Here is a 19,161-nt window from a genome sequence, read left to right on the forward strand (position 1 = left end):
TAGCCCGGTGACCAGCAATGGCCGATCGGAACATCCGTTCGTCACGAGTGTTAGCTTCTCAGAAGGAGTAATTGCTATGGGAATGAACACGCCTAAGGACGGTGCGCCAGGCACCACAGATCAGTCTCCGCGGTGGGAAGGCCCGCCCGAAAACAGGCCGCGAGGGTATTTGCCAGCCCAGGACTATCCGGACCGCGCGCAGGACGCCAATGGAGAGACCAATGCCGATCCAGAGGTCAAGAAGATATCAGACGGGCTAAAGCAAAAAGGCGAGTAAAATGACCGATGTCGAAAAGGACGCCAAGGGGCAATTCGCCAAATCAATTGGAGATCGCAAGGCCACAGGCGTGCATAGCGCCAAACCGACGGTGGTCACGGGATCGGAAGATGCGACAGAACACAAGTCGCCACCTGGGAGGAAGCCTGTGAAGGAATGGGACCTAAACTATGATCCCAGAGACATGAACGAAGGCAGGATGCGTTAGGAGGGGTGCTCGCACGGGTGCGAGCGGATCAGGACGAGATCGTCGCCTCGCGTTAGCAATATGGACGAGCTGCCGTACCACCCGGGGAAAATAGAACAAAGATTATCTCGGTATCGGGCCCCGCCTTTCTGAATAAGGGCGGGGAAAGGCATGGACATGCGAGGTCAGATGCTGGCTGATTCACGTCTGTCCCTGACCGAGCGTCGCCTTCAAAGCCCTGGCCGGATTTGTTTCTATCTGAAAGCAAGGATTTCGTCTTCCGGTGGCTAGAGGCTCTACGTCCGCGACGAGCTTGAGGACCGCTCCGCGCGAGAGCCCCAATAGGTTGACGCCTGGCGTCGTATTATTTCGCGAAGCTCGGCGGGACCAACCTCGATGCACGAGTTCGTTGAACAGCTCCGCGTGGAGCAGATGGACCTGCAAGTTTGGCTGATCGGGATCGGCCCAGACACGGGTCTTAACGCTCGCGCACAGATGTGCATCGCCTCAACGCCTGGACCTGCATGACGGGAATAGCGGCTACCAGCCTTGGAAAACCGATGTCGACATCCCTTGCGACTGCATCACTTTCCGGCCCGTGACGCGACCTCCTCATCTTCGCGCGGCATTTCTTTAGGCTGATAGAGGATCACGTTTGGCATTATATGTTCGAAATCGGATTTGATCGAAGCAAATCTCTTGAGCGCCGCGAATGCATCTTCGCGAAGGAATTTCGCGCCGGGATGTCGAGAATGCACGAGAATTACTTTCCCTTTATGATTCTTCCCGAGGCTATGCTGCGCCTGGTCCACGCTCGCCCAGCCAAGGCGAGCAACGTTTTGTACGGCTGTTAGAAATGAATTGGCACGCCGGGCGCATTTGGCAATGAGCAGCCACAGTCCCACGTACCGATCGCAGCCATCCGTATCTGCGACTGACATCGTAGCGTTGCTGAGCTAGCGGTAAAGCCCGGCAACTATCGCGAGACTCACGGCGATCAGGACAAGCATTACTACTATTATGATCAGAGGCGACAGACGTCCGGTCTGCGAAGTTGTCCCTCCCGTTTCGGGATCTCGCATCGCAACGTCGAAATTCCGTTGCCGGTCAGGCCTCAACCCGGCGCGATCTTCAAGGGCAATGGCTGCCTCTTGGGGTGTCACGGGATGACCTCCAGCTTCCGCATCAGTTTCCATTGGTGCCGCCCCGGGATCGAAGCCGGGACGTATATCTCCGCTGTCGCCGGATTGGATGCTACCGCGCACTTGAGCGCCAGTCTTAGGTTCTTTCATCATGGCGCCTTGCTTGCTTGGATCAGCCTGTTAGTAGGCGGATCAAAATAGGACGCCGTCAGCGAGCCAACTGCGATAGCCAGGCCGACGACAACCAACACGCCGACCCAGATTACGAATGGTTTATCAGATTTTCCCTGATCCATGTGCACATCCTCCTGCCTTTCAACTTTGCTTCTCCATGAAAGTTCCGGGTTGCGCGTCAGAGACGGGAGAGAGACGGAACATAGTTCACATTCGACGGTTCGAGCAGATCTCGGTTCAAAGAGGATCCCATGAGAAACCCTTCTCTTGTTGCCATGCTTATGCTTCTCTCAACTCCGGCCTTTGCTGACGGTCAGGCTTCAACGCAGAGGGCGACAAACTTCGCTTCAAGCGCGTTCTCGGCCAACAGGTTTGAAATTGAGGCGGCCAAGGTCGAGGTGGCCAAAGGTCGAGCGGAGCCTGCGAAGCAATACGCCTCGGACATGCTTACTGATCACGGCAACGCGGGTCCTGCCCTCGAGGCGTCCGCAAAGGAGGACGGCGTGAATGTTCCTCAAGGGCTCGATGAAAGTCATCAGGAAAAGCTTGATGCACTAGCGGAAAGTGACGCTGCCAATCTCGACCAAGCCTACCTTTCCACTCAGCTGATTGCCCACCAGGAGGCTGTCGAACTCTTCAGGAGTTACGCCGAGACAGGTCCGGACGGCGCGCTGAAGAGACTGGCTGGGAAACTGTTACCAGAGCTTCGAATGCACCTGACACGTGTTCAAGCACTGACCTCAAAGTGAGAATTGTTTCTGATGCCACGCATGGCAAAACAGGTATCGCGACAGGTCCCATTCGCTCCTCCGCTCAGGAGAGTCGAGGAGGAGATCCTGGACCAGATTCTCGAGGTTGACGTGCCTCTGACGTAACCAACGCTTCGCCCGCTACGCCGCACCCGCCGGATCCCCCACCGGAAGCAGTGCCGGGTCTAACGGAGGATCGTTTGGGTTTTTGGTATCAGAAGGATCCTGCGCAGGGGTGAGTGGAGGCTTCTCCTTCGTCCTGTCCGGTATCCCAGGAGCAGGCGTCGGACCCCGAGGCGTCTCGGCGGGGTTTGGCACTGATGTAGGCATTGTATTCTCCTTTTTCCCCAAACGGCCGTCTGCATGAGAAGGTTCCCGCCGCAGCTGTCGCTACGTAGACCTCATCGGTCGATCCGCCACCGTAATCGGGTAAATCCGCCCCACATGCGCATGAACGAAATCATCACGTGTCCATCAGCTAAGATAGCGCGAACTGTTATATTTACTGCCGAGATTGCGCCAAATCGGTGTTTCCCAAGAAGACAGCGTGCCAGCCCCTGAGAGTGGCCTTAGCTGTCGTCTGCAAGACGAAAATCGGTCCTCCCTATGGGATTGCGGTCGCTTACAAAAACGATCGTTTCGGAAGTGAACGAGGGGTTTACTTCTGTTGCTGATACCGAGCAAGGACATTGCCATTTTTGAAAAATTGCTAGCCCAAAGGGCATCGTGAAGTGGGGCGCGCTTTCGAATCTATCGAGCCTCTCTTATAGCGGAAGTTGGCCGCGTTTTCTACAGAAGGCCGGCTGCCCGCCAAATGTCTACATCTTCTGGATCCGCATTGGCGTCATGCGCGGAGTATCCTGTCGGGACGATTTCCTCCCATTTGAGCTCGCAGCAGCGCCATCAGCATCGGTCCGGTTGAAAATTGGCCCCGCTTCGCGCGCCGAGTCAAATCGCGCAGATACCCACCCGCTGACGTTATGACGTCACTGCGCTCCAAGATCCCGGCAACCGTTATTGATGCATTCTCTGTCCCCATCGCCTGGCAAGCGTCATCGAAAGCCGAGACAGGAACGCCGAGCATTGATCGAACCACAGTGGCAGCGCTCCTCAGGTCACTCCAGTTATGGATCGCGCCGGTCGGTCCATAGGAAATAATAGTTGGGCAAGCTCTAAGGACCATTGCTAAGGGCAAGGGTTCCCCAGGTGTTGTCAAAGCCTTGGCAAGCGTTGGTCGATTAACCGGCTCGTGGGTTTCAGATTCAATTTGAGATTCAGTGTTAGAACTCTGTATGTGGTGCTCACTGTGAGCATCATCGGTGCTCAAATCATCGGGATTTTGATGAGAATTCAAGGTATTGATGAGCTTTGATTGAAGGGCTCCCAAAGCCTTCAAGACCCTGTTGACATCTTCGGTGGACGCGGACCGCGGGAGTTGTCCGAGAAGGCTGGTGCAAAGCTCTTGAAGCGCCTCCCAATCGCCCTCGACACCTTCCTGGACCGCAAGGCCAATCAGTTTGCGTATGTCGCGACGGCAGATCGTCAGGTGTTCTCTGGCCCTGCGCAAGGCTATGCGATCGGCAACGACGCGTGCAGCCATAGATGCGAACTCTTCTGCGCGCGCAAGCAAGGGAGCCAGATCAAACCCGTAGGCCTCCTCGATGTCCCCTCCCCTGCCCCGGCGAGCGTAACGTTTGCCGTTGGGGCTGTCTCTGCGGGCGATCAGGCCGGCCTCCACGAGCGAAGACAGGTGTCGACGAAGCGTTGCGCCGGCAATACCGTGCGCGCGCAGGGAAAGTTGAGCGTTTGATGGGAAGACAACCAGCTGGCCGTCCCCTTTCAGGTCGCCTTCCGGGTAGAAGCTCAAAAGAGCATCGAGGACAGCAAGGCTCCTGTCTTGTAACTCAAGGACCGCCCGAGCCTCCGAGATATCTCTAAAAATCTTCCATTTGTTCGCGGTCTTGCCACGCTTGATCTCAGAGGCAGAAGATTGTCTCCTCAAGAGCGCAAGCGTCATCGGCCGCCGCCCAAAGGGCGTCGTGATATGTTCAACGTGCATTTTCCTTCACCTTTCAGAAGGCAAAAGAAAATTGCTCACCAAAACGGTGCCAAAAACTCTTGACTGCGATTCGAGGAAATGCGATTCTCTAAGTGCTTAGTTCAGAGGAAGGCTTCCACGGCGGCAACGTTGAGGGGGCCTTTTTCTTTTGCTGTTCAATCTCCCGTTTGCTGTTTCTCGGTTGAATTCGAATATTGCTCGAATAGGGTTTCCAGGTTGCTGGAGAGCCACTGCCCAAACAGCTTCCCCTTTGAACTGCCAAACTCCATTACCAAGCCGTTGGCCTTCGGTGTCGCGAGCACGCTGACGGACTGGTCAGCCGGGGTCCATACGGTGATTGCGGGCTGTTGCTTGCTGCGGCGGGCTGGCTTGGCCGAACTCTTAAGAGCGGCCAGCAAGAAAAGAAACCTGCCTTCTTCAGTGCTACAAGCGTTGAATGCCTCGTCCTGTATGACCTGATTGGCGCGCGCGGCAATCGAGGGATTAAGAACTAACTTCTTCAGATCTTCCCACCGGTCACGACCAACGCCCTTGGCGGAACCCAAAGCGTCAAGTACGGTGTCAGGGATGACGTCGGCGACTGACAGCATGCGCGATAGCAGGCTGTCATCGACCGTCAGCGCTGTCTTCAGGACATCGCGAGACATTCCGCTCCTTTGCAGCTTGCTGGCGAAAATGGCCTTCTCAATGAAGGTCAGATCGGCTCGCGCAGTGTTTTCCTGGCCTTGAGCGATGACGTGCTCTATGTCGGCGAGCTGTTTTACGACCGCGCGGACCTTCAATCCCAGCTCCCGGGCTGCCTTGGCGCGACGATGGCCGAAAACGATCATATAACGGCCATCATCCGTCGGATGCGGCCGCACGAGAATGGGAGTGGACTGCCCCGATAGACGAATTGCCTCCCGCAGCGTGGTGTAGGCCTCATCATCATCGCCAATTCGATCAGCAATGAACGAACCATCCAGATCGCTGGGATCAAGCTGGATGACCGTCTCGCCGTCGAGGACCCGCATAGATGTCTCAGCAAGCTCGTCCAACGACTGGATCATTGAGCGGGATGCACCACGTCGGGTGTAGGAGGCGCGTGCCTCCGACGCGGGAACGGCAGCGCGGTCGATTTCGTCACCCAACGTCGCCGTAACGCTCGCAAAGAGGTTCTTTCTAGCCATTTTGGTCTCCGCTGTTAGTGTTCATCTCCCTGAAAGCAAACAACTTTCTTGGCATTTGCACGGCTGTCAAAAATGTCACTTTCGTCCCCAGGCCCCGTGGATCAGGGAAACGATCTCACCATTCACCGCGTTCAGGCTTTCCACCGCGCGTTCGTAAGTCGAGCGGGTGAACTGCGACTTCTCGATTTCGTAAAGGGTCTGCTTGGTGATACCTGCATCCGAGATGGCCGTGGATTTTACCATCTGGTTCTTCAGCATTCGCTTGTTGAACAGCGCTTGGAGAAAGCCAACCATCTGCGCTTGCGGCTGGTCCGTGGGCTCATAGCGCGTCACAAGATAACGAAACCATTTCAGCTTGACCGAAGCACCTGCTCCCTTGATTGATTCCAGGATTCCCCCCAGCATCAACAGAAACTGGGACATCGACATCACGTCCAGCATCTGTGGGTGGACGGTGATCAGCACAGCTGTGGAAGCACTGAGCGCTGTAAGCGTGAGGTAGCCAAGCTGGGGAGGGCAATCGATGACAACAACGTCATACTGTGCGTCCACTTCCTTGAGCGCTTGCGAAATTCGGGTGAAGAAGAGCTTGCCTTCCGTTTGGTTCTTGCTTGATGCGGCCAGCGGGGTTTCATATTCATACTCCTGCAGCTCAAGGTTTGCCGGAACAATATCCAGTCCCGGAAAATTGGTCGGCCGGATCAGCTCCGTGATCGACTTGCGCTCACTGTCATAGCGAAGCGCTTCGTAGAGCGACGGATTGCGGTCAAGCTCTGGCTGAATCCCATGTAGGGACGTCAGTGACGCCTGGGGGTCGAGATCGATTGCCAGGACGCGGTGCCCGGTCAGGGCGAGGTACTGCGCAAGATGTGCCGCAGACGTTGTCTTTCCCGAGCCCCCCTTGAAGTTGACAACAGAGATGACCTGCAGCTCTTCGCCGTTGCGGCGGTGCGGGACATATTTTTTGAAATCGGAACGACCGTGCTTGTCGAGGTAGCGACGCAGATCCATCATTTGACCCGCCGTATAGGTGCGGCGTCCCGAACCCGACACCTGAGGCGCAGGGCCTTTTCCTTCGAGATGGAGCTTTTTGATATGGTTTTGGGTTACCCCGAGATACTCTGCCACTTCTGCCAGGGAGAACTGCCGCAGACCCTTCAAGGCGTGCGGAGGGTATTGCTCGAGCCGGAGCAGATTTAACTTGTCGGAGATCAACTCGCCCTGCTCAAGGATTTCCTTGTCGAATTCGAGATCTTCGAGGAAGACTGGTGCCATGTTCATATCTTGCCATTTTCCGGAATAACGCTTTTCTCAAGCGATCTGCATCATAAGCGTGATTTAGATGCGATTCTCCGGCGGGTGCAAGGAGTTTTTAGTTAACAAAGGCTTAATATGCCCAGTTCGACCTCAAAGGCGCTTAAATTGCGCGCTCGTGGGTACTGTAGAGGGTCAGGAAGCGAATCAACTCACTGATTTTCTGTGCTATTTTGGCAGTTTGCACGGCTGTCAAAATCTTTTTTGCCGAATCAGCAAGCGCGAGTTCCGGTTGTCCACCGGATTGAAGAAACTGGCGGGGCAGATGCTTGCGGGGAAGCCGTCGCTCTCGCGGTTTGTGTCACCATGTCAGGGGCGGATCTACCAGGTACGCGATGCGTTCGCTGCTGCCTATCATTGTGGGTAGCAGAGGATGGCGCTTCCAGACGCCATCCCAGAGCGTGCACGCGACATCAGTTGTTGTTGTCTGCGCAGGTGTCCTCGGCGTTCTGAGTGTTGCTGTTGCCGCCTTGGGTCTGCAGGGAGCCTTTCCCGGCTACCGACTTGCAGTTTTCTTTGTTGAAGTTTTGAGTCGTGCTGCCGGTCGTCGACTTATCGACCTTCTTCATCTTCATGCCGTTCGTGGTAGACGACGCATCACCATGGTTCTTGTCCATCGTAGAGCCCGCGGGCGCCGGGTTTGATTGCGCAAAGACCGAAGTGGCTAGACCAATCGCGAGAAGTGAAGTGGCGATGATTTTCACAGACATGTTATCCTCCGTGTTTGGTTGCTTGATTGCAACTAACACTGAAACGATGACCAATAGCCGTTGTTCCGCCCGCATCTCGGGCGCCAACCTCAATTGTCGCCTCATCCTCAGATCGCCGTCAAGAACCCGCTCAACCGAAGGCAGGATCAGAAATGGCATTGTTTAAATCGACCTCTATACCGCCTTAGATGAAGGGGAGGGAACGTCGTCGGGGCCTACGGAGAGCTGATCGCATTCCGACACGGTTGATGCTGATCCGGTCGTTGAGCTGAATTCTGCCCTGGCTGAATTTTTTCGGGAGAAGGTAACGTCCAGAACGCGAACGCAGGAGGCTGAATGACGGATTGCAGTCACGTCTTGTGTAGATCAGCGTCCAACTCTCTCCGAAGCGCCGCCGACAAGCAGCGTGGTTGAGCGCAGCACGTCTGAGACACTCGCGCTAAATATCCCCTACGATCGACGCCTATGTGGCTGCCGCGCCGTGATGCATTGGCCTCAAGCAGCGACGAACGGCTTGCTGTAAAGTCTTATACCTGTCGCGTCGAGCACAGACTAAGAGGAATGCAAGTTAGCAGGTGCGGGAGATGTGTTCTGGCAGCGATATCGCCACAGCTCACTCGTGAGCCTCGGGGTCGAGCCCGTCAAAGACTTCTAGAAGCGCCTCTACTATCGCACTACCGAGCGCATTACCGCTTTCTGCTATGGCCTTCTCATCCATGTCTCGCGCAGCTAGCGCCAAATTTCCACCTTGCTCTGTAACAATAGCTCGCGCCCGCTCGATAGCCCATTGGGCAAAGTCGTTCCGGTTTTCAATTGTGACCGTCTCAGCTTCCATATGGGTTCCTCCCCAGACTCATAGCAACGCGCCCAAGGCGGCGGGCACTGTGGTTGCGTACGGCTATCTGAATTGCGTATGTCCATCAACGATAAACCGTGACCGGTTTGACCTTCAGCTATTTCAACGGCGGAGAAGTGTGCGAGCTGATCGCGAATTCTGATTGCTCCCCTTCTCCAAGAGAGAGTGGTTCAAGTTCACTTTCGTCACTCTCCCGGTAGGTCCAGGCGGTAGTCGTATTGACATCATTGATCAGGGGCGGCGCGACTAACAGCTCGCGGTACGAACCCTGCACGAGAGCAATCAAGGGGAGGGGCTTGTCGTTTCGCGAGAAATGCGTGGCTGTAGTCTAACGCCACAGCACTGCAATACGGTGCGCTGCGACGTAAAGGTCGCCTGTTAAGTCTCGGGCCGCAACGAGCGCCTCATATTGCGGCTAAGAGTCACGTTGGTAGAGTACACTGGGACGGCTCGTGCGACGAGCTGAGCGAGAATGGTGCCGGCAGTGCTGACGTCGTCTTTAGGTCTTACGCCGCCCTTGCCTTTGAGCCACAGCGTCGGGGGCGACGCTGATGCTCTAGGCTGCTGTCCGCCGATCGCCACCCACTGAAAGCAATGGATGACTTTTGCTAGGAACCACAGGTCGAAGAGCATCGGCGCCTTCCTGGAATGCGAACCCCTAAAATCAATGCGAGACAAAATGAAAGTGTCCTTCTCCGCGACTACGCTGTAGATGACGTGTGCTTGGTCAAATGAGGGCCTCTGGTTGACAAACCTGAATGGTGCATATGTAAAGGAAGTGATGGTCGAATTAGCTTCCCTGAATGCCGGATAAGGATTTCCGTTGAGGCGGTTACGGTTTGTTCGAGTTGACAACCAGGACCCCAAATCGGAGGGGCCAGGTCGTCTTTGGGATTCGGCGCTATCAGATCCCCAAGCGTCTTGCGATAAGGGCGATTACGCGGCTGGACAAGCAATCACGACAGCGCTGATACTTCAAGGTGGGTTCCACCCTAGCGGTCCGAACGTCTCCACCGGGACAATGCGCGTTTGCGCTCAGACACCAATTGCTTTTGCACATGGCGCTCATTGGCAGCAAAGCGCAGCAGATGGCCCTCACTCTTCCCCACAAAGGGCGCCACATGGCCCCTTACAGCGAAACATGTAGACCCTGGCGAAGGGCCGCCGCCTTCCGAGAACCTGCCAACATCATGCAGCGATGATGAAGGATATCATCGCGATTGCGCAGGCCGCCCCGGCAATGTTGAAACCGAGTGAAACGAAATCGCTCATCTGTTGCCAGTGATGCCGGTAAAGCTCGGTGGTGCCGAAAACTGCGACGGCTCCGCCCAGCATCCAACAAGCCATCGCTAACGTCCCGAAAACCAAAGCTAGATTAATCATTGCACCGTTCCTGTTTTTGCGCCGATCCAACCGGCACAATTCTCATTTGTTCCAGCCGGTCTTCGCTCACGCCAACCCGCGTTCCGGAGCCGGGAGACCTCGGTGTCCGATGCTTGACGCTTCAGGGTACTTCCACAGCAAACCCTTCCCCGCGGTTTCACTTCACGCCTACGATTGGGACCACCAAATTGCCCGATCCTGCTTCTGCTGGCTGGCAAGCGCGCACGGTCCTTGGCGTTCCTCTAGCAATCTTCCTTCTTTTGATCGTGGCAGCTCCCTTAAACCCAGAGAAAGCATTGGGAACCTAACATGTGCAATCGCGTTGGCGGGAAGCGCTTGTGCAGTAGTGTAACTAGCCCGATCGCCGACTAAAGCGAAAACCATCGAGGCATTTTGCACAAGCATCCTTGTGCTGCTGCCGCAGCCAGCTGAGACGTGTTGCGTCGCGATGATTTAATCGCGCGAGAAGACAGTCGCGCATGGTCCGCGAAGCTAGGTCTCCCGGTCTAGGTCGCCGTTCGCAAACATACGCCGACCGGTCGAAGTCGGGGCGGTCTTTTTTTCAGGCTGAGTTTCAGAAGCGACATCGTCTTTAGGCTTACCGCGACCTTTGCCTTTTTCGGACCGTTTCAGTTCCCGCTCGATCGTGTCACGGTCGCCTTCGCTCGGTTCTTTCGGGAACTTGTCTGAGAAATCGCTCATTTGTTTTCCTCTCTGCCCGGAGGGGCTCGCACTTCAAGACCAATTCACTTGTCATCCTCGCTGTCAGGAAGCGTAGTTACGACCGTTCTGGCACGGCCTTTGGACACCATCACATCTTCTTGAACGCCGTTTCTGTTCAAGTCGATTTGTTCGAGGTCCAGCGTCTTTGGCGCCGACTTTTTCCTTATGATTGCCGGGGCGTGAAGCTGGTTTTCATGCTTTTCCTTGCTCACTTGCAACTCCATTTCGAAAACGATGACTGAGTGCGTTGGTTCACCTCCAACCAGGTCTCGCCGCCGCCGTGCCGGCATGATCCTTGTTCGTCTGCCCTATTCGCACCTTTAGCGTGGGGATCAATCCGAAACGCCGCGGTCGTCGTTGTGCGTAAGATCTGCTTCTCCAACCATTGTGTTGGAATTCGCCATCGCTATCTGCATCAGGCCCGCCCAACTACTTCAGGAGGTACATGTTCCCCAAGGGCGGATAGGACGGGCGGTATTGCATCAGCTGTGGCGCTCTTCCCTTGCACCTCGTCACATCAAGAGGACGGCCCAGAAATGCTTAGACTTTGGCCGTCTCGCCAGCTTCGCGCAGGCGAAGAAATTTGGTTGTGAGGGTGACGATATTCTCGTCAAGCCATTTAGCCATTGCAACCTCCTCGGAAAGGTTGGCCTGCAATAAGAGGGCGGCGGCGTTGTGCCCGCCGGCCTCAGCCAAAGTCAGCAATGATTTGTATGCAGCGATCTCAAAGTTCTCAAACGCGAAGTTGGCGAAAGAATCTTTCAAAATTTCGTCGCCTGCCACCGTGTGGCTCATTGCGGCCATTGCTCCGGTTAGTGACAAAGCCATATCCTTGATCGTTGAAGGGTTCTCATCGAGGCCAGCGAGCATTTCCTCGATACGCACTATTTGCCCTTCCGTCTCGCGGAGGTGCTGCTCTAGCTTCGTCGCTACCTCCGGATAATTTTCAATCCGGGAAAGCTGCGGCTTCATAATGCTCAACGCTTGGCTCTCCATGGCATGTGCGTTCTTGAGGCCTATTACAAAGATTTCACGGGTCTCGTGATGTAACATCGGCGTTCCTCCAAGTTTGACCAGCCGAACCCCGGACCCCGTCTTTAGTTCCAGGTTTGAAGAGGTCGGCCGGGCACGAGCGGCGTGAAGCGCGGTTTGCCTCTCCGAATTGCTGGGTAATCCGACATCTCCAGCAGCTCCGAGGATTCAAGGTTACTGGAGACTTGAACACCGGTAATGCCAGCTTGGTGCCACTTCGTTCAGATCTTCGCGCTCTCGAACATCATAAGCAGGATTGCGAACACGCAGACCGTACATATTGCCCATGTGAAGGCTGAGTTGAGGAAAAGGAGCGCTAGCTTCGACAGATGACCATGAACGTAATCCTCAATGATTGCCCGCATTCCGATGTCCATGTGGATGGCGCTGAGGATAATGAAGCCTAAAAGCGCGGGCCCGATCCAGAAGCTGCCGATGGACGCAATCACAAATTCGCGGTCGCGACCGAAGAGGAAGATGCCAATGCCGATGATGTACGGCGTGAGCAGCCCGAGAGCGAGGCCAGAAGCCTGTTTCCAGACGTAGGCTGCCGTTCCACCCTTTGCCGATCCTAAGCCTCGAACACGTCCAAGCGGTGTAGTCATTGGTTGCCTCCCGCCAAAACTACAATTCAAGAATTAGGCGCTTCATCGCGAGATCAGTCAATCACGGACTTGTCGCGGGAGGCCTTGGTACGAAACTGACCCAGCCAAATATCGCGCCCGCGCGGGGTTCGATCAAGCCATGTCACGAAATAGTGGGGGCTCTCCGGACGGAGCCAAGTCCACAAAAGTAGCTTCCACAGCGAACGTCAGGAAACCTCGCTCGCGAGCGCGATCTTTTGCGTATGCATTCGCCAAACCTGACTGGCAAAAGCTCCGGAGCCCTTGCCGCGGAACGATTGTGCAAAATGCTGGTTAGTTGCAGTACGTCATCGCGCACAAAAGCAAAAGGCTGTGGCCTGCGCCGACGTGGAGGAGGGGATGAGCAGCCTTTCCTGACTAAGGTGTAGCGGCCAAACATGGGAACATTTGTCTGATCGTTTTGGTAGGCGTTGCTTCAGCTCGTCAAACTGCTGCGAAGAGGAGCATGAACATGACTGTGACGGAGTATAAGCGCTTTTACGAGGGGCTGCCAGAAAAGGGCGACCTGATAATAAAGTTCTATCGGTCCGGGGGGAAGATACGTGGCTTCGTTCGGACTGTAGCCGACCCGGGTGAGCATGATGCGATTTTTCCTGGTGAAGAAATGGAGCCGCATGCTGCGTTCGCAATCGCCGACACACATCGGCGCGACGGCGTCATCTGGGTGGAGCTTGTGGAAGACGTTGAATGGGATGATCGCTGGGGTCGCCTAAGCTACTGAACTGGTTGTGCAGGGGTCGGCCGTCACCGGGCCGCCCCCTGCCGCCAATTACAGCTGCTCGCTCTGCGCGCCGCTACCGGGTTTCGCGGGACCGAGATCCGGCTTTTCCCCCATTGGCTCTAGCGATAGCGTTGAAAGAGTTCCCTTGCCGTCGACGGAGCGGCCTTCCGACCAGCGGCCGGGAACGGGGGAGGAACCATCGGCTTGGAAGCCAAGATAAGCGTAGCTAAACTCCTGCAATTCCTTCTCCTGCGGAAAACTATTCGGAATGGGGAAGACGCCGCTCGAACCGCCCAGTTCCTCAAGCGCTGCCAGCCACTGGTTCTGGTGCATCGTGTCCCGGGCGATCAGATAGGAAAGCATTTCCTTCATGCCTGGATCGTTCGTCAAATTGAACAGTCGCACTGCCAAAACGCGGCCGGTGGATTCGGCTGTGACGTTTGCAGTCATGTCGGCGGCAATATTTCCGCTCGCATAAATGTGAGACATGTTAAATGGGATACCGTCGGAGTCGACTGGCATCGCGGAGAGGCCTGCTGACAAGAGGTTTTTCATATTGAGCCCGCCAAGTACCGCGCTCGCAACGGGGTCGGCTGCGACCTCTTCCTTGATCGAGACCGGAGCGCCTTCCAGATTGAGTGCTACGGCGGTAGCCAGCATCTCGATATGGCCTAGCTCTTCGGCCGCTGTATTCATTAGCAAGTCGCGAAACTTGGGGTCGCCGCGGGCGCCGCACGCCTGGAAGAAATATTGCATGGCAACGCGAATCTCGCCTTCGACCCCTCCGATTGCCTGCTGTAGAGCCCGTGCGAACAACGGGTCAGGCGTTTCCACGCGCACAGGAAACTGTAGCTTTCCATCAGTGTAAAACATCGAGTCTTCCTTTTTTGAGATTGGAGGCCGCACAACCTCCACACGCTAGCGATGTTCCCGCGGGTAGGATTCTCGTACGATTGCGCACAATCGGCGCAACAGGTCGAGCAGGGATCCCCGGCGGGAGCACGCGCAGTTTGCTAGCGAGAGGCACCTTTCGTTGAGCTACGCCGTCCGCCGCGGTGGGCTCCGCACGAGCTGGTTTCCAGCCCTTGCACCAACCGCCTCACCGCGTGCCCTCGCAAGGGAGCCGTCTCCTTTCCAGCGGAGGTGATGCAGCTAGGGCAAATCAGATCGGAACCTCAGCGAGGCACTTTAGTTAGAGACGCAAGAGTGGAGAAGACCAGCGGGCTTGATAGCCCAATGATGGGAAGGAAAAACGATGTCCAGTTCCGAAACGACCACGAACCACAAAACTATCCAAGAGTGGATTGAAGCGCGCGATGGCAAACCGTCGGTCATCCGCACGAAGGGAAAGGGCGGCGTGCTTCGAATCGACTTTGGTGAGAAGGAAGAGGAATTCGAGGAGCTCGATTGGGATGAGTTTTTCCAGATCTTTGACGAAAACAAGCTCGCCTTTCTTTACCAGGACAAAACCAAAAACGGTGAGCAAAGTCGCTTCAACAAGTTCATCGAGCGGGATTGAATGTGCAGGTTGTAACCGTCATCGAGGGGCGAAGGAGTGACCACCATGGCAAGAGCGGGAAGTGGCGACGATAGCCCCACAACTGCTGCTGCTGATGGTTTGAACCCCGCGCTAGCCCGTAATATCGAAGCCATAGCCCGGCGTCGTCAACGGACGCAGGAAAGCGCCAGCCTACAGGAGCGCGCCGCGGCTGCAATCAGCCGCTTCGCGGGCTCGATGCTTTTTGTGTACATACACATTGCCTTTTACACCCTTTGGATCACTGCAAATCTGGGTCTCATCCCGTGGCTGCCGCCCTGGGATCCTTCGCTGGTAATCCTCGCAATGCAGGCATCGGTCGAGGCAATCTTCCTCTCGACGTTCGTACTGATCAACCAGAACCGAATGGCGGCTGAAGATGATCTCCGTGCTGACCTCGACCTGCAAGTCAGCCTGCTAAATGAGCATGAGACGACACGTCTGATAACTATGGTGGAGGCCATTGCGCGGAAGTTGGAGGTTTCAACTGAAGCAGATGGTGAAGTGACCGAGCTGAAGAAGGATGTCGCGCCTGAGGCAGTGCTGGATCACCTTGAGGTATCGGATAAATGACTGCAAATGGGCGCTACATATCGGGGGCCAGTTGGTATCAGATCAGGAGCTTGAGCCGCCAGGCGTATGGCGATCTTGCAGCGCGGAAAGACGCCTCAGTTCTTGCCGTATCAGAGTAACGGATCGGTATCCGATACCAGGAATTTCCATTAGTTGTTCGTCACTCAATGTGGCTAGGACATTCATCCGCTTTATTCTACCTTTTCGCAGCGCCATGATGATCCATGGGGGCAGGTTGCTTCTCAGCACCAAACCGTTCAAAGAGGCGGGATTTTTCTTATCTTCAATACGTTGCCTCGGCATTCCGGCCACTCTTCGTGTCTTGGCTGACCACAGGACACAACGCGCGGTCCCGAGAGGCAAGCCGTAAGTCTATTGTCCTGTGGGTTCCCCAGTCATGCTGCCACTCTGGTAAATAAGGTCAATTGCCTGCGAAACAGCGACCAGTCCTTCCGCAGCAGGATCAAATTCGCTACTTTTTTTTAGCTGCTGTGCCCACGCAATCGCGGCGCGTCCACCCCAATCATCCGGCGGCTGCGCGAGCTGCTCGTGAGTGGTGCCCTTGAAGCGATGAGCAACAAAATTGTAGAAAGAGCCGTCGATATTGCGCAGGGCTGCGCCACCTCCGGTTCCGTAGAAGCTCGCGTCGATAACGCAGTCGCATCCCGCATTAAGGCGCCATGAACACGCGAGGCGGACAATGGTACCGCTGGCGAGCTTAAGTGTCGCAACAGCGTAGTCCTCGACATGGTCTCGGTCTTGGGATACCCGCTTTCCCTGCTCCATCAAATGGCTGGAGACCGCAATGATCTTTGGGAAGTCCATTGCCCAAAGCGCCAGATCGATAAGGTGGACGCCAAGATCAATTACACATCCTCCTCCCGATTGCAGGCGATCATAAAACCAGGGTTTGTCCGGGCCGTACGCATTGTGGAACGTCAGGTCGATCGCCATGACATTGCCGAGATCCCCCGCCTTGAGCAGCTGCTTGATGCGCCTCATGCCCTCGGTATGGCGATAGGACAGATCCACGCCGAGAAGTTTGTTGGCAGCTTTTGCCGCTGCGAGGACTGCCTTCACTTCCACAGTATTGCGTCCTAGCGGTTTCTGACAGAACACTGCGCGGCCGGCATGCAGCGCCCTTATTGATTGCTCCGCGTGCTGTGCACTGGGCGTCGCAATCACGACCCCATCGAGATCCTCGGTAAGGAGTTCATCCAAGGTACCAACGAATCTGGCGGAAGGTGCTACCTTCGCTGCGGCAGTCATCATGTCTGTCGAAGGTTCGGCAATGACCACAGCCTCACAATGCCCGGTCGCAAGCATAGCTTCCATCCTATTACGACCGATCCAGCCTACGCCGAGAAAGCCAAGGCGTGTCGGCCTGGAAGAGATGCTGGACGCATGTTGAAGGGCTATGCCGCTCATCAGTTGACCACCAGTGCTTTAATGAAGTTGTCGGGACGATCGCGCGTAGCATTCAAAGCCTGATCAAGCTGCTCCAAAGGATAGCGATGCGTATAAAGAGGAAACGGATCAAGCCTGCCTTCGATCACGGCAGCGACGGCATCGCGCATGCCTTTGATGTAGACAGCTGGATCCCGCTCATGAGCGTTGATTACATCGATACCGCGCCAATTCCACAGCTGCATATTGACTTGCCGGGAACCATCCTGGTGATACCCTGCTATGACCAGGCGGCCGCGTTCCATAGTCAATTCGGCAGCTAGATCAATCGGCCATTGTTTGCCTACCGCCTCGATTACGCGATGACAGAAGTCACCAGCCGTCAATTTTTTTACTTCTTCGATGATGCGCCAATGGTCATCCATCACAATTGCCTCTGATGCGCCCATACGCTTGGCCACTTCGAGCGCTTGGCGACGTCGCGAAATCGCGATGACCCGTGCGCCTGCGCGAGCCGCAAGTTGGGTTAACAGTGCTCCAAGAAAACCAATGCCGATGATGGCGACCGTCTTGCCGGGTTCAATATCGCAACGCTTGAAGATGTTCATGGCGCAACCAAGCGGTTCACCAGGAAATGGCTTCTCTTCCAGAGCGGGTGGCAGAGGCACGACCATGTCGGCTGAGGCAAAATCATGGCTGGCGTAAGCGTGATAGGTAAGGGCCGCCACACGAGCTCCGATCGATAATCCCTTGACGCCCTCTCCGACTGCGTCGATCCGGCCCCATCCCTCATGACCAAGACCTCCAGGTTCGGTCGGAAATTGCATCCACTCCGGTCCGGCCCAAGGTGTGAGGTTTGATGCGCATACGCCGCATCCCTCGAGCTTGATGCGAACCTGCCCTGCATCTGGCAGTCGAAGCGACGTCTCCACAATGTCGATCTGCCCGGGGGCAGGAATGACTGCAGCGGTTAGACGTCCTGATAGAGGTTGATTTGAAATATTCATTTGATCCTCCAGTGCCGCTATTTCAAATTGGAGAAGCCGCCACGTCAGCCCACAGGTGGCTCCCCCCCGCGCTTTTCCGCCGGTCGTCTAACGGTGGTTTGACTAAGGGACGACCAATGCCATGATAGAAAAGGCCATGCCGCGTTACGCTCTCTGGGCACAGGAGGTTGCGATAGTCGAACAGGTGCTTCCCATTCATCAAGTCGGCCAACCTTTTGAGATCGAGAGCACGGTAGTCATCCCATTCTGTCAATATGGCCACGACGTCTGCTCCGTGAGCCGCAGCATAAGGATCCTCATGCCAGATTACCTCTGTACCCAAGACGCTTTGCGCCGGTCCCCGCGCCTTTGGGTCGTGCCCTCGAACTTCGACTCCTGCCTTCGTCAAGGCCGACACGACTGTTAGCGCGGCAGACTCGCGTACGTCGTCTGTTTGCGCCTTAAAGGCCATGCCCAGTATGGCGACCCGGCTCCGCCTTTTCTCTGTCAGAACTGCCAGGATACGATCCGCAAGCATCGCCTTGCGCTCTTCGTTCCCCTCGATCAGCCTTTCGATTAATGTCTGCGGAGCACCATAGCGCCTTCCCGTAGCCGCGAATGCGCGGGTGTCCTTCGGAAAACACGACCCGCCGAACCCAGGCCCCGGTTGCAGGAAGTTTTGGCCAATCCGCCTGTCGGCGCCGACCCCCTGTGCAACGGTAGTGACGTTGCCTCCTGCGTTTTCGCAAATATTTGCAACTTCGTTGATGAACCCGATCTTCAACGCAAGAAATGCATTGGCCGCGTATTTGATCAGTTCTGCGTCGGTCGTGGTTGTGCTGATAAACGGGATGCCCATCTCGATCAACGGGCGATATAGCTCGCGCATCGCTGCTGCCGTAGCTGGCTCGTCTGAGCCAACAACAATGCGGTCAGCTTTCATGAAGTCATCGATAGCCGAGCCTTCCCTCAGAAACTCCGGGTTCGACGCAACGTAAACATTTCGACCGCCTTTTGCCGACTTGAGAATTTGCCCAATGGCTCTAGCGGTGCCGGCGACGACGGTTGATTTGATGACGACGATGGCTTCGTCCGGGATGAAGCGACCGATCTGGCGCGCGGCGGCTTCGACATAGGAGAGATCGATGTCCCCATCTGCGCGTGCAGGTGTTCCAACTGCGATGAAGATAAAGTCGGCTGATTTGACAGCGGCAGCGAGGTCTGTCGAGAAATCGAGCCTGCCGGCAGCCGTCATTTGTGCAACCAACTCACCGAGCCCCGGCTCGAAGATTGGGATCTGCCCATGCTTGAGATTTCGGATGCGTTCCTCGTTGAGGTCGACGCAGCAAACATTGCAACCTAACGAAGCAAAGCACGTGCCGGTCGTCAGACCGACATAGCCAGCACCGATCATCACTACATTCATTGTCCGAGGTCTCCGACTACAGGAATTGTTCGTCGGCCGAACTAGAATGGACGACAAGAGTTCCGGATGAATGTTGAGCGAGTTTGTCCCTA

24 protein-coding genes are annotated in these 19,161 nt (G+C 55.8%); 6 read left to right on the plus strand and 18 right to left on the minus strand.

Features of this window, described 5'->3' with window-relative positions:
• Window positions 1-76: 76 nt before the first annotated feature.
• Both JNB88_RS27350 and JNB88_RS27355 read left to right on the plus strand, forming a co-directional pair.
• On the plus strand, window positions 77-277 hold the full coding sequence (locus tag JNB88_RS27350) for a hypothetical protein (RefSeq protein WP_220358191.1): 201 nt from the start codon (window positions 77-79) through the stop codon (window positions 275-277).
• Between the two features lies 1 nt (window position 278).
• On the plus strand, window positions 279-485 hold the full coding sequence (locus tag JNB88_RS27355; RefSeq protein ID WP_220358192.1) for a hypothetical protein: 207 nt from the start codon (window positions 279-281) through the stop codon (window positions 483-485).
• A gap of 563 nt (window positions 486-1,048) precedes the next feature.
• Here the strand turns inward: JNB88_RS27355 and JNB88_RS27360 are convergent.
• Genes JNB88_RS27360 through JNB88_RS27370 form a run of 3 tightly spaced genes read right to left on the minus strand, consistent with a single transcriptional unit; the run spans window position 1,049 to window position 1,902 of the window.
• Window positions 1,049-1,405: a hypothetical protein gene (locus tag JNB88_RS27360; RefSeq protein WP_220358193.1), complete on the minus strand. Its 357-nt coding sequence runs from the start codon at window positions 1,403-1,405 to the stop codon at window positions 1,049-1,051.
• A gap of 15 nt (window positions 1,406-1,420) precedes the next feature.
• Window positions 1,421-1,759, minus strand: coding sequence for a hypothetical protein (locus tag JNB88_RS27365; RefSeq protein ID WP_420832220.1), 339 nt, complete (start codon window positions 1,757-1,759; stop codon window positions 1,421-1,423).
• Complete coding sequence (locus JNB88_RS27370; protein WP_220358194.1) at window positions 1,756-1,902, minus strand: hypothetical protein; 147 nt, start codon at window positions 1,900-1,902, stop codon at window positions 1,756-1,758. Before JNB88_RS27370 ends, JNB88_RS27365 begins: the two co-directional genes overlap by 4 nt.
• Before the next feature lie 129 nt (window positions 1,903-2,031).
• Between JNB88_RS27370 and JNB88_RS27375 the strand changes: the two genes are divergently transcribed.
• Entirely contained in the window at window positions 2,032-2,529 is a 498-nt protein-coding gene (locus JNB88_RS27375; protein ID WP_220358195.1) for a DUF4142 domain-containing protein, read from the plus strand.
• 141 nt (window positions 2,530-2,670) lie between these two features.
• Here JNB88_RS27375 and JNB88_RS33870 read toward each other — a convergent pair whose 3' ends face one another.
• The 11 genes from JNB88_RS33870 to sdhD all read right to left on the minus strand — a co-directional run bounded on the left by JNB88_RS33870 (window position 2,671) and on the right by sdhD (window position 12,380).
• Window positions 2,671-2,859, minus strand: coding sequence for a hypothetical protein (locus JNB88_RS33870; protein ID WP_223217352.1), 189 nt, complete (start codon window positions 2,857-2,859; stop codon window positions 2,671-2,673).
• Between the two features lie 514 nt (window positions 2,860-3,373).
• The gene (gene repC, locus JNB88_RS27380) at window positions 3,374-4,588 is read right to left on the minus strand and encodes a plasmid replication protein RepC (protein ID WP_220358196.1); all 1,215 of its coding nucleotides are present in this window, start codon (window positions 4,586-4,588) and stop codon (window positions 3,374-3,376) included.
• A 155-nt stretch (window positions 4,589-4,743) separates the two neighbouring features.
• A complete protein-coding gene (gene repB, locus JNB88_RS27385; protein ID WP_220358197.1) occupies window positions 4,744-5,757 on the minus strand; it encodes a plasmid partitioning protein RepB in 1,014 nt (337 codons plus the stop codon).
• Window positions 5,758-5,832: 75 nt separating this feature from the next.
• Window positions 5,833-7,038 (minus strand): plasmid partitioning protein RepA, encoded by a 1,206-nt coding sequence (gene repA / locus JNB88_RS27390; protein ID WP_220358198.1) that lies wholly within the window; start codon window positions 7,036-7,038, stop codon window positions 5,833-5,835.
• Window positions 7,039-7,484: 446 nt separating this feature from the next.
• A complete protein-coding gene (locus tag JNB88_RS27395; protein WP_220358199.1) occupies window positions 7,485-7,781 on the minus strand; it encodes a hypothetical protein in 297 nt (98 codons plus the stop codon).
• Window positions 7,782-8,394: 613 nt separating this feature from the next.
• Entirely contained in the window at window positions 8,395-8,616 is a 222-nt protein-coding gene (locus JNB88_RS27400; RefSeq protein WP_220358200.1) for a hypothetical protein, read from the minus strand.
• 1,209 nt (window positions 8,617-9,825) lie between these two features.
• Window positions 9,826-10,020 carry a hypothetical protein gene (locus JNB88_RS27405; RefSeq protein WP_220358201.1) on the minus strand — a complete coding sequence of 65 codons (195 nt, stop codon included), beginning with the start codon at window positions 10,018-10,020 and terminating at the stop codon, window positions 9,826-9,828.
• A gap of 492 nt (window positions 10,021-10,512) precedes the next feature.
• A complete protein-coding gene (locus JNB88_RS27410; protein ID WP_220358202.1) occupies window positions 10,513-10,722 on the minus strand; it encodes a hypothetical protein in 210 nt (69 codons plus the stop codon).
• A 44-nt stretch (window positions 10,723-10,766) separates the two neighbouring features.
• Window positions 10,767-10,955 carry a hypothetical protein gene (locus JNB88_RS27415; RefSeq protein ID WP_220358203.1) on the minus strand — a complete coding sequence of 63 codons (189 nt, stop codon included), beginning with the start codon at window positions 10,953-10,955 and terminating at the stop codon, window positions 10,767-10,769.
• 328 nt (window positions 10,956-11,283) lie between these two features.
• The gene (locus tag JNB88_RS27420) at window positions 11,284-11,796 is read right to left on the minus strand and encodes a ferritin-like domain-containing protein (RefSeq protein WP_220358204.1); all 513 of its coding nucleotides are present in this window, start codon (window positions 11,794-11,796) and stop codon (window positions 11,284-11,286) included.
• A 200-nt stretch (window positions 11,797-11,996) separates the two neighbouring features.
• Window positions 11,997-12,380, minus strand: coding sequence for a succinate dehydrogenase, hydrophobic membrane anchor protein (sdhD, locus tag JNB88_RS27425; protein ID WP_220358205.1), 384 nt, complete (start codon window positions 12,378-12,380; stop codon window positions 11,997-11,999).
• Between the two features lie 490 nt (window positions 12,381-12,870).
• On the opposite strand from sdhD, the gene JNB88_RS27430 reads away from it, so the two are divergent.
• Window positions 12,871-13,140, plus strand: coding sequence for a hypothetical protein (locus tag JNB88_RS27430; RefSeq protein WP_220358206.1), 270 nt, complete (start codon window positions 12,871-12,873; stop codon window positions 13,138-13,140).
• A gap of 48 nt (window positions 13,141-13,188) precedes the next feature.
• Here JNB88_RS27430 and JNB88_RS27435 read toward each other — a convergent pair whose 3' ends face one another.
• Window positions 13,189-14,013 carry a manganese catalase family protein gene (locus JNB88_RS27435; RefSeq protein WP_220358207.1) on the minus strand — a complete coding sequence of 275 codons (825 nt, stop codon included), beginning with the start codon at window positions 14,011-14,013 and terminating at the stop codon, window positions 13,189-13,191.
• A gap of 382 nt (window positions 14,014-14,395) precedes the next feature.
• On the opposite strand from JNB88_RS27435, the gene JNB88_RS27440 reads away from it, so the two are divergent.
• Together JNB88_RS27440 and JNB88_RS27445 are read left to right on the plus strand one after the other, a co-directional pair.
• A complete protein-coding gene (locus JNB88_RS27440) occupies window positions 14,396-14,659 on the plus strand; it encodes a hypothetical protein (protein WP_220358208.1) in 264 nt (87 codons plus the stop codon).
• 45 nt (window positions 14,660-14,704) lie between these two features.
• The gene (locus JNB88_RS27445) at window positions 14,705-15,250 is read left to right on the plus strand and encodes a DUF1003 domain-containing protein (protein WP_220358270.1); all 546 of its coding nucleotides are present in this window, start codon (window positions 14,705-14,707) and stop codon (window positions 15,248-15,250) included.
• Window positions 15,251-15,622: 372 nt separating this feature from the next.
• On the opposite strand, the gene JNB88_RS27450 is transcribed toward JNB88_RS27445, so the two are convergent.
• The 3 genes from JNB88_RS27450 to JNB88_RS27460 are packed head-to-tail and all read right to left on the minus strand — an operon-like array spanning window position 15,623 to window position 19,069.
• Complete coding sequence (locus tag JNB88_RS27450) at window positions 15,623-16,678, minus strand: Gfo/Idh/MocA family protein (protein WP_220358209.1); 1,056 nt, start codon at window positions 16,676-16,678, stop codon at window positions 15,623-15,625.
• Window positions 16,678-17,664, minus strand: coding sequence for an MDR/zinc-dependent alcohol dehydrogenase-like family protein (locus JNB88_RS27455; protein WP_220358210.1), 987 nt, complete (start codon window positions 17,662-17,664; stop codon window positions 16,678-16,680). Before JNB88_RS27455 ends, JNB88_RS27450 begins: the two co-directional genes overlap by 1 nt.
• Window positions 17,665-17,686: 22 nt before the next feature.
• The gene (locus JNB88_RS27460; protein ID WP_220358211.1) at window positions 17,687-19,069 is read right to left on the minus strand and encodes a UDP-glucose dehydrogenase family protein; all 1,383 of its coding nucleotides are present in this window, start codon (window positions 19,067-19,069) and stop codon (window positions 17,687-17,689) included.
• Window positions 19,070-19,161: the final 92 nt, after the last annotated feature.

Origin of the sequence: Rhizobium cauense (genome assembly GCF_019511525.1) — a bacterium.
Taxonomy (GTDB): domain Bacteria; phylum Pseudomonadota; class Alphaproteobacteria; order Rhizobiales; family Rhizobiaceae; genus Rhizobium; species Rhizobium cauense.

Bases quoted from the DNA above. Each gene is read 5' to 3' on its own strand.
- JNB88_RS27455 (WP_220358210.1), bottom strand. From the start codon at position 17,664: ATGAATATTTCAAATCAACCTCTATCAGGACGTCTAACCGCTGCAGTC.
- JNB88_RS27410 (WP_220358202.1), bottom strand. From the start codon at position 10,722: ATGAGCGATTTCTCAGACAAGTTCCCGAAAGAACCGAGCGAAGGCGAC.
- JNB88_RS27430 (WP_220358206.1), top strand. From the start codon at position 12,871: ATGACTGTGACGGAGTATAAGCGCTTTTACGAGGGGCTGCCAGAAAAG.
- JNB88_RS27365 (WP_420832220.1), bottom strand. From the start codon at position 1,759: ATGATGAAAGAACCTAAGACTGGCGCTCAAGTGCGCGGTAGCATCCAA.
- JNB88_RS27420 (WP_220358204.1), bottom strand. From the start codon at position 11,796: ATGTTACATCACGAGACCCGTGAAATCTTTGTAATAGGCCTCAAGAAC.
- JNB88_RS27450 (WP_220358209.1), bottom strand. From the start codon at position 16,678: ATGAGCGGCATAGCCCTTCAACATGCGTCCAGCATCTCTTCCAGGCCG.
- JNB88_RS27400 (WP_220358200.1), bottom strand. From the start codon at position 8,616: ATGGAAGCTGAGACGGTCACAATTGAAAACCGGAACGACTTTGCCCAA.
- JNB88_RS33870 (WP_223217352.1), bottom strand. From the start codon at position 2,859: ATGCCTACATCAGTGCCAAACCCCGCCGAGACGCCTCGGGGTCCGACG.
- repB (WP_220358197.1), bottom strand. From the start codon at position 5,757: ATGGCTAGAAAGAACCTCTTTGCGAGCGTTACGGCGACGTTGGGTGAC.
- JNB88_RS27370 (WP_220358194.1), bottom strand. From the start codon at position 1,902: ATGGATCAGGGAAAATCTGATAAACCATTCGTAATCTGGGTCGGCGTG.
- sdhD (WP_220358205.1), bottom strand. From the start codon at position 12,380: ATGACTACACCGCTTGGACGTGTTCGAGGCTTAGGATCGGCAAAGGGT.
- JNB88_RS27395 (WP_220358199.1), bottom strand. From the start codon at position 7,781: ATGTCTGTGAAAATCATCGCCACTTCACTTCTCGCGATTGGTCTAGCC.
- JNB88_RS27445 (WP_220358270.1), top strand. From the start codon at position 14,705: ATGGCAAGAGCGGGAAGTGGCGACGATAGCCCCACAACTGCTGCTGCT.
- repA (WP_220358198.1), bottom strand. From the start codon at position 7,038: ATGAACATGGCACCAGTCTTCCTCGAAGATCTCGAATTCGACAAGGAA.
- JNB88_RS27440 (WP_220358208.1), top strand. From the start codon at position 14,396: ATGTCCAGTTCCGAAACGACCACGAACCACAAAACTATCCAAGAGTGG.
- JNB88_RS27360 (WP_220358193.1), bottom strand. From the start codon at position 1,405: ATGTCAGTCGCAGATACGGATGGCTGCGATCGGTACGTGGGACTGTGG.
- repC (WP_220358196.1), bottom strand. From the start codon at position 4,588: ATGCACGTTGAACATATCACGACGCCCTTTGGGCGGCGGCCGATGACG.
- JNB88_RS27350 (WP_220358191.1), top strand. From the start codon at position 77: ATGGGAATGAACACGCCTAAGGACGGTGCGCCAGGCACCACAGATCAG.
- JNB88_RS27405 (WP_220358201.1), bottom strand. From the start codon at position 10,020: ATGATTAATCTAGCTTTGGTTTTCGGGACGTTAGCGATGGCTTGTTGG.
- JNB88_RS27435 (WP_220358207.1), bottom strand. From the start codon at position 14,013: ATGTTTTACACTGATGGAAAGCTACAGTTTCCTGTGCGCGTGGAAACG.
- JNB88_RS27355 (WP_220358192.1), top strand. From the start codon at position 279: ATGACCGATGTCGAAAAGGACGCCAAGGGGCAATTCGCCAAATCAATT.
- JNB88_RS27375 (WP_220358195.1), top strand. From the start codon at position 2,032: ATGAGAAACCCTTCTCTTGTTGCCATGCTTATGCTTCTCTCAACTCCG.
- JNB88_RS27460 (WP_220358211.1), bottom strand. From the start codon at position 19,069: ATGAATGTAGTGATGATCGGTGCTGGCTATGTCGGTCTGACGACCGGC.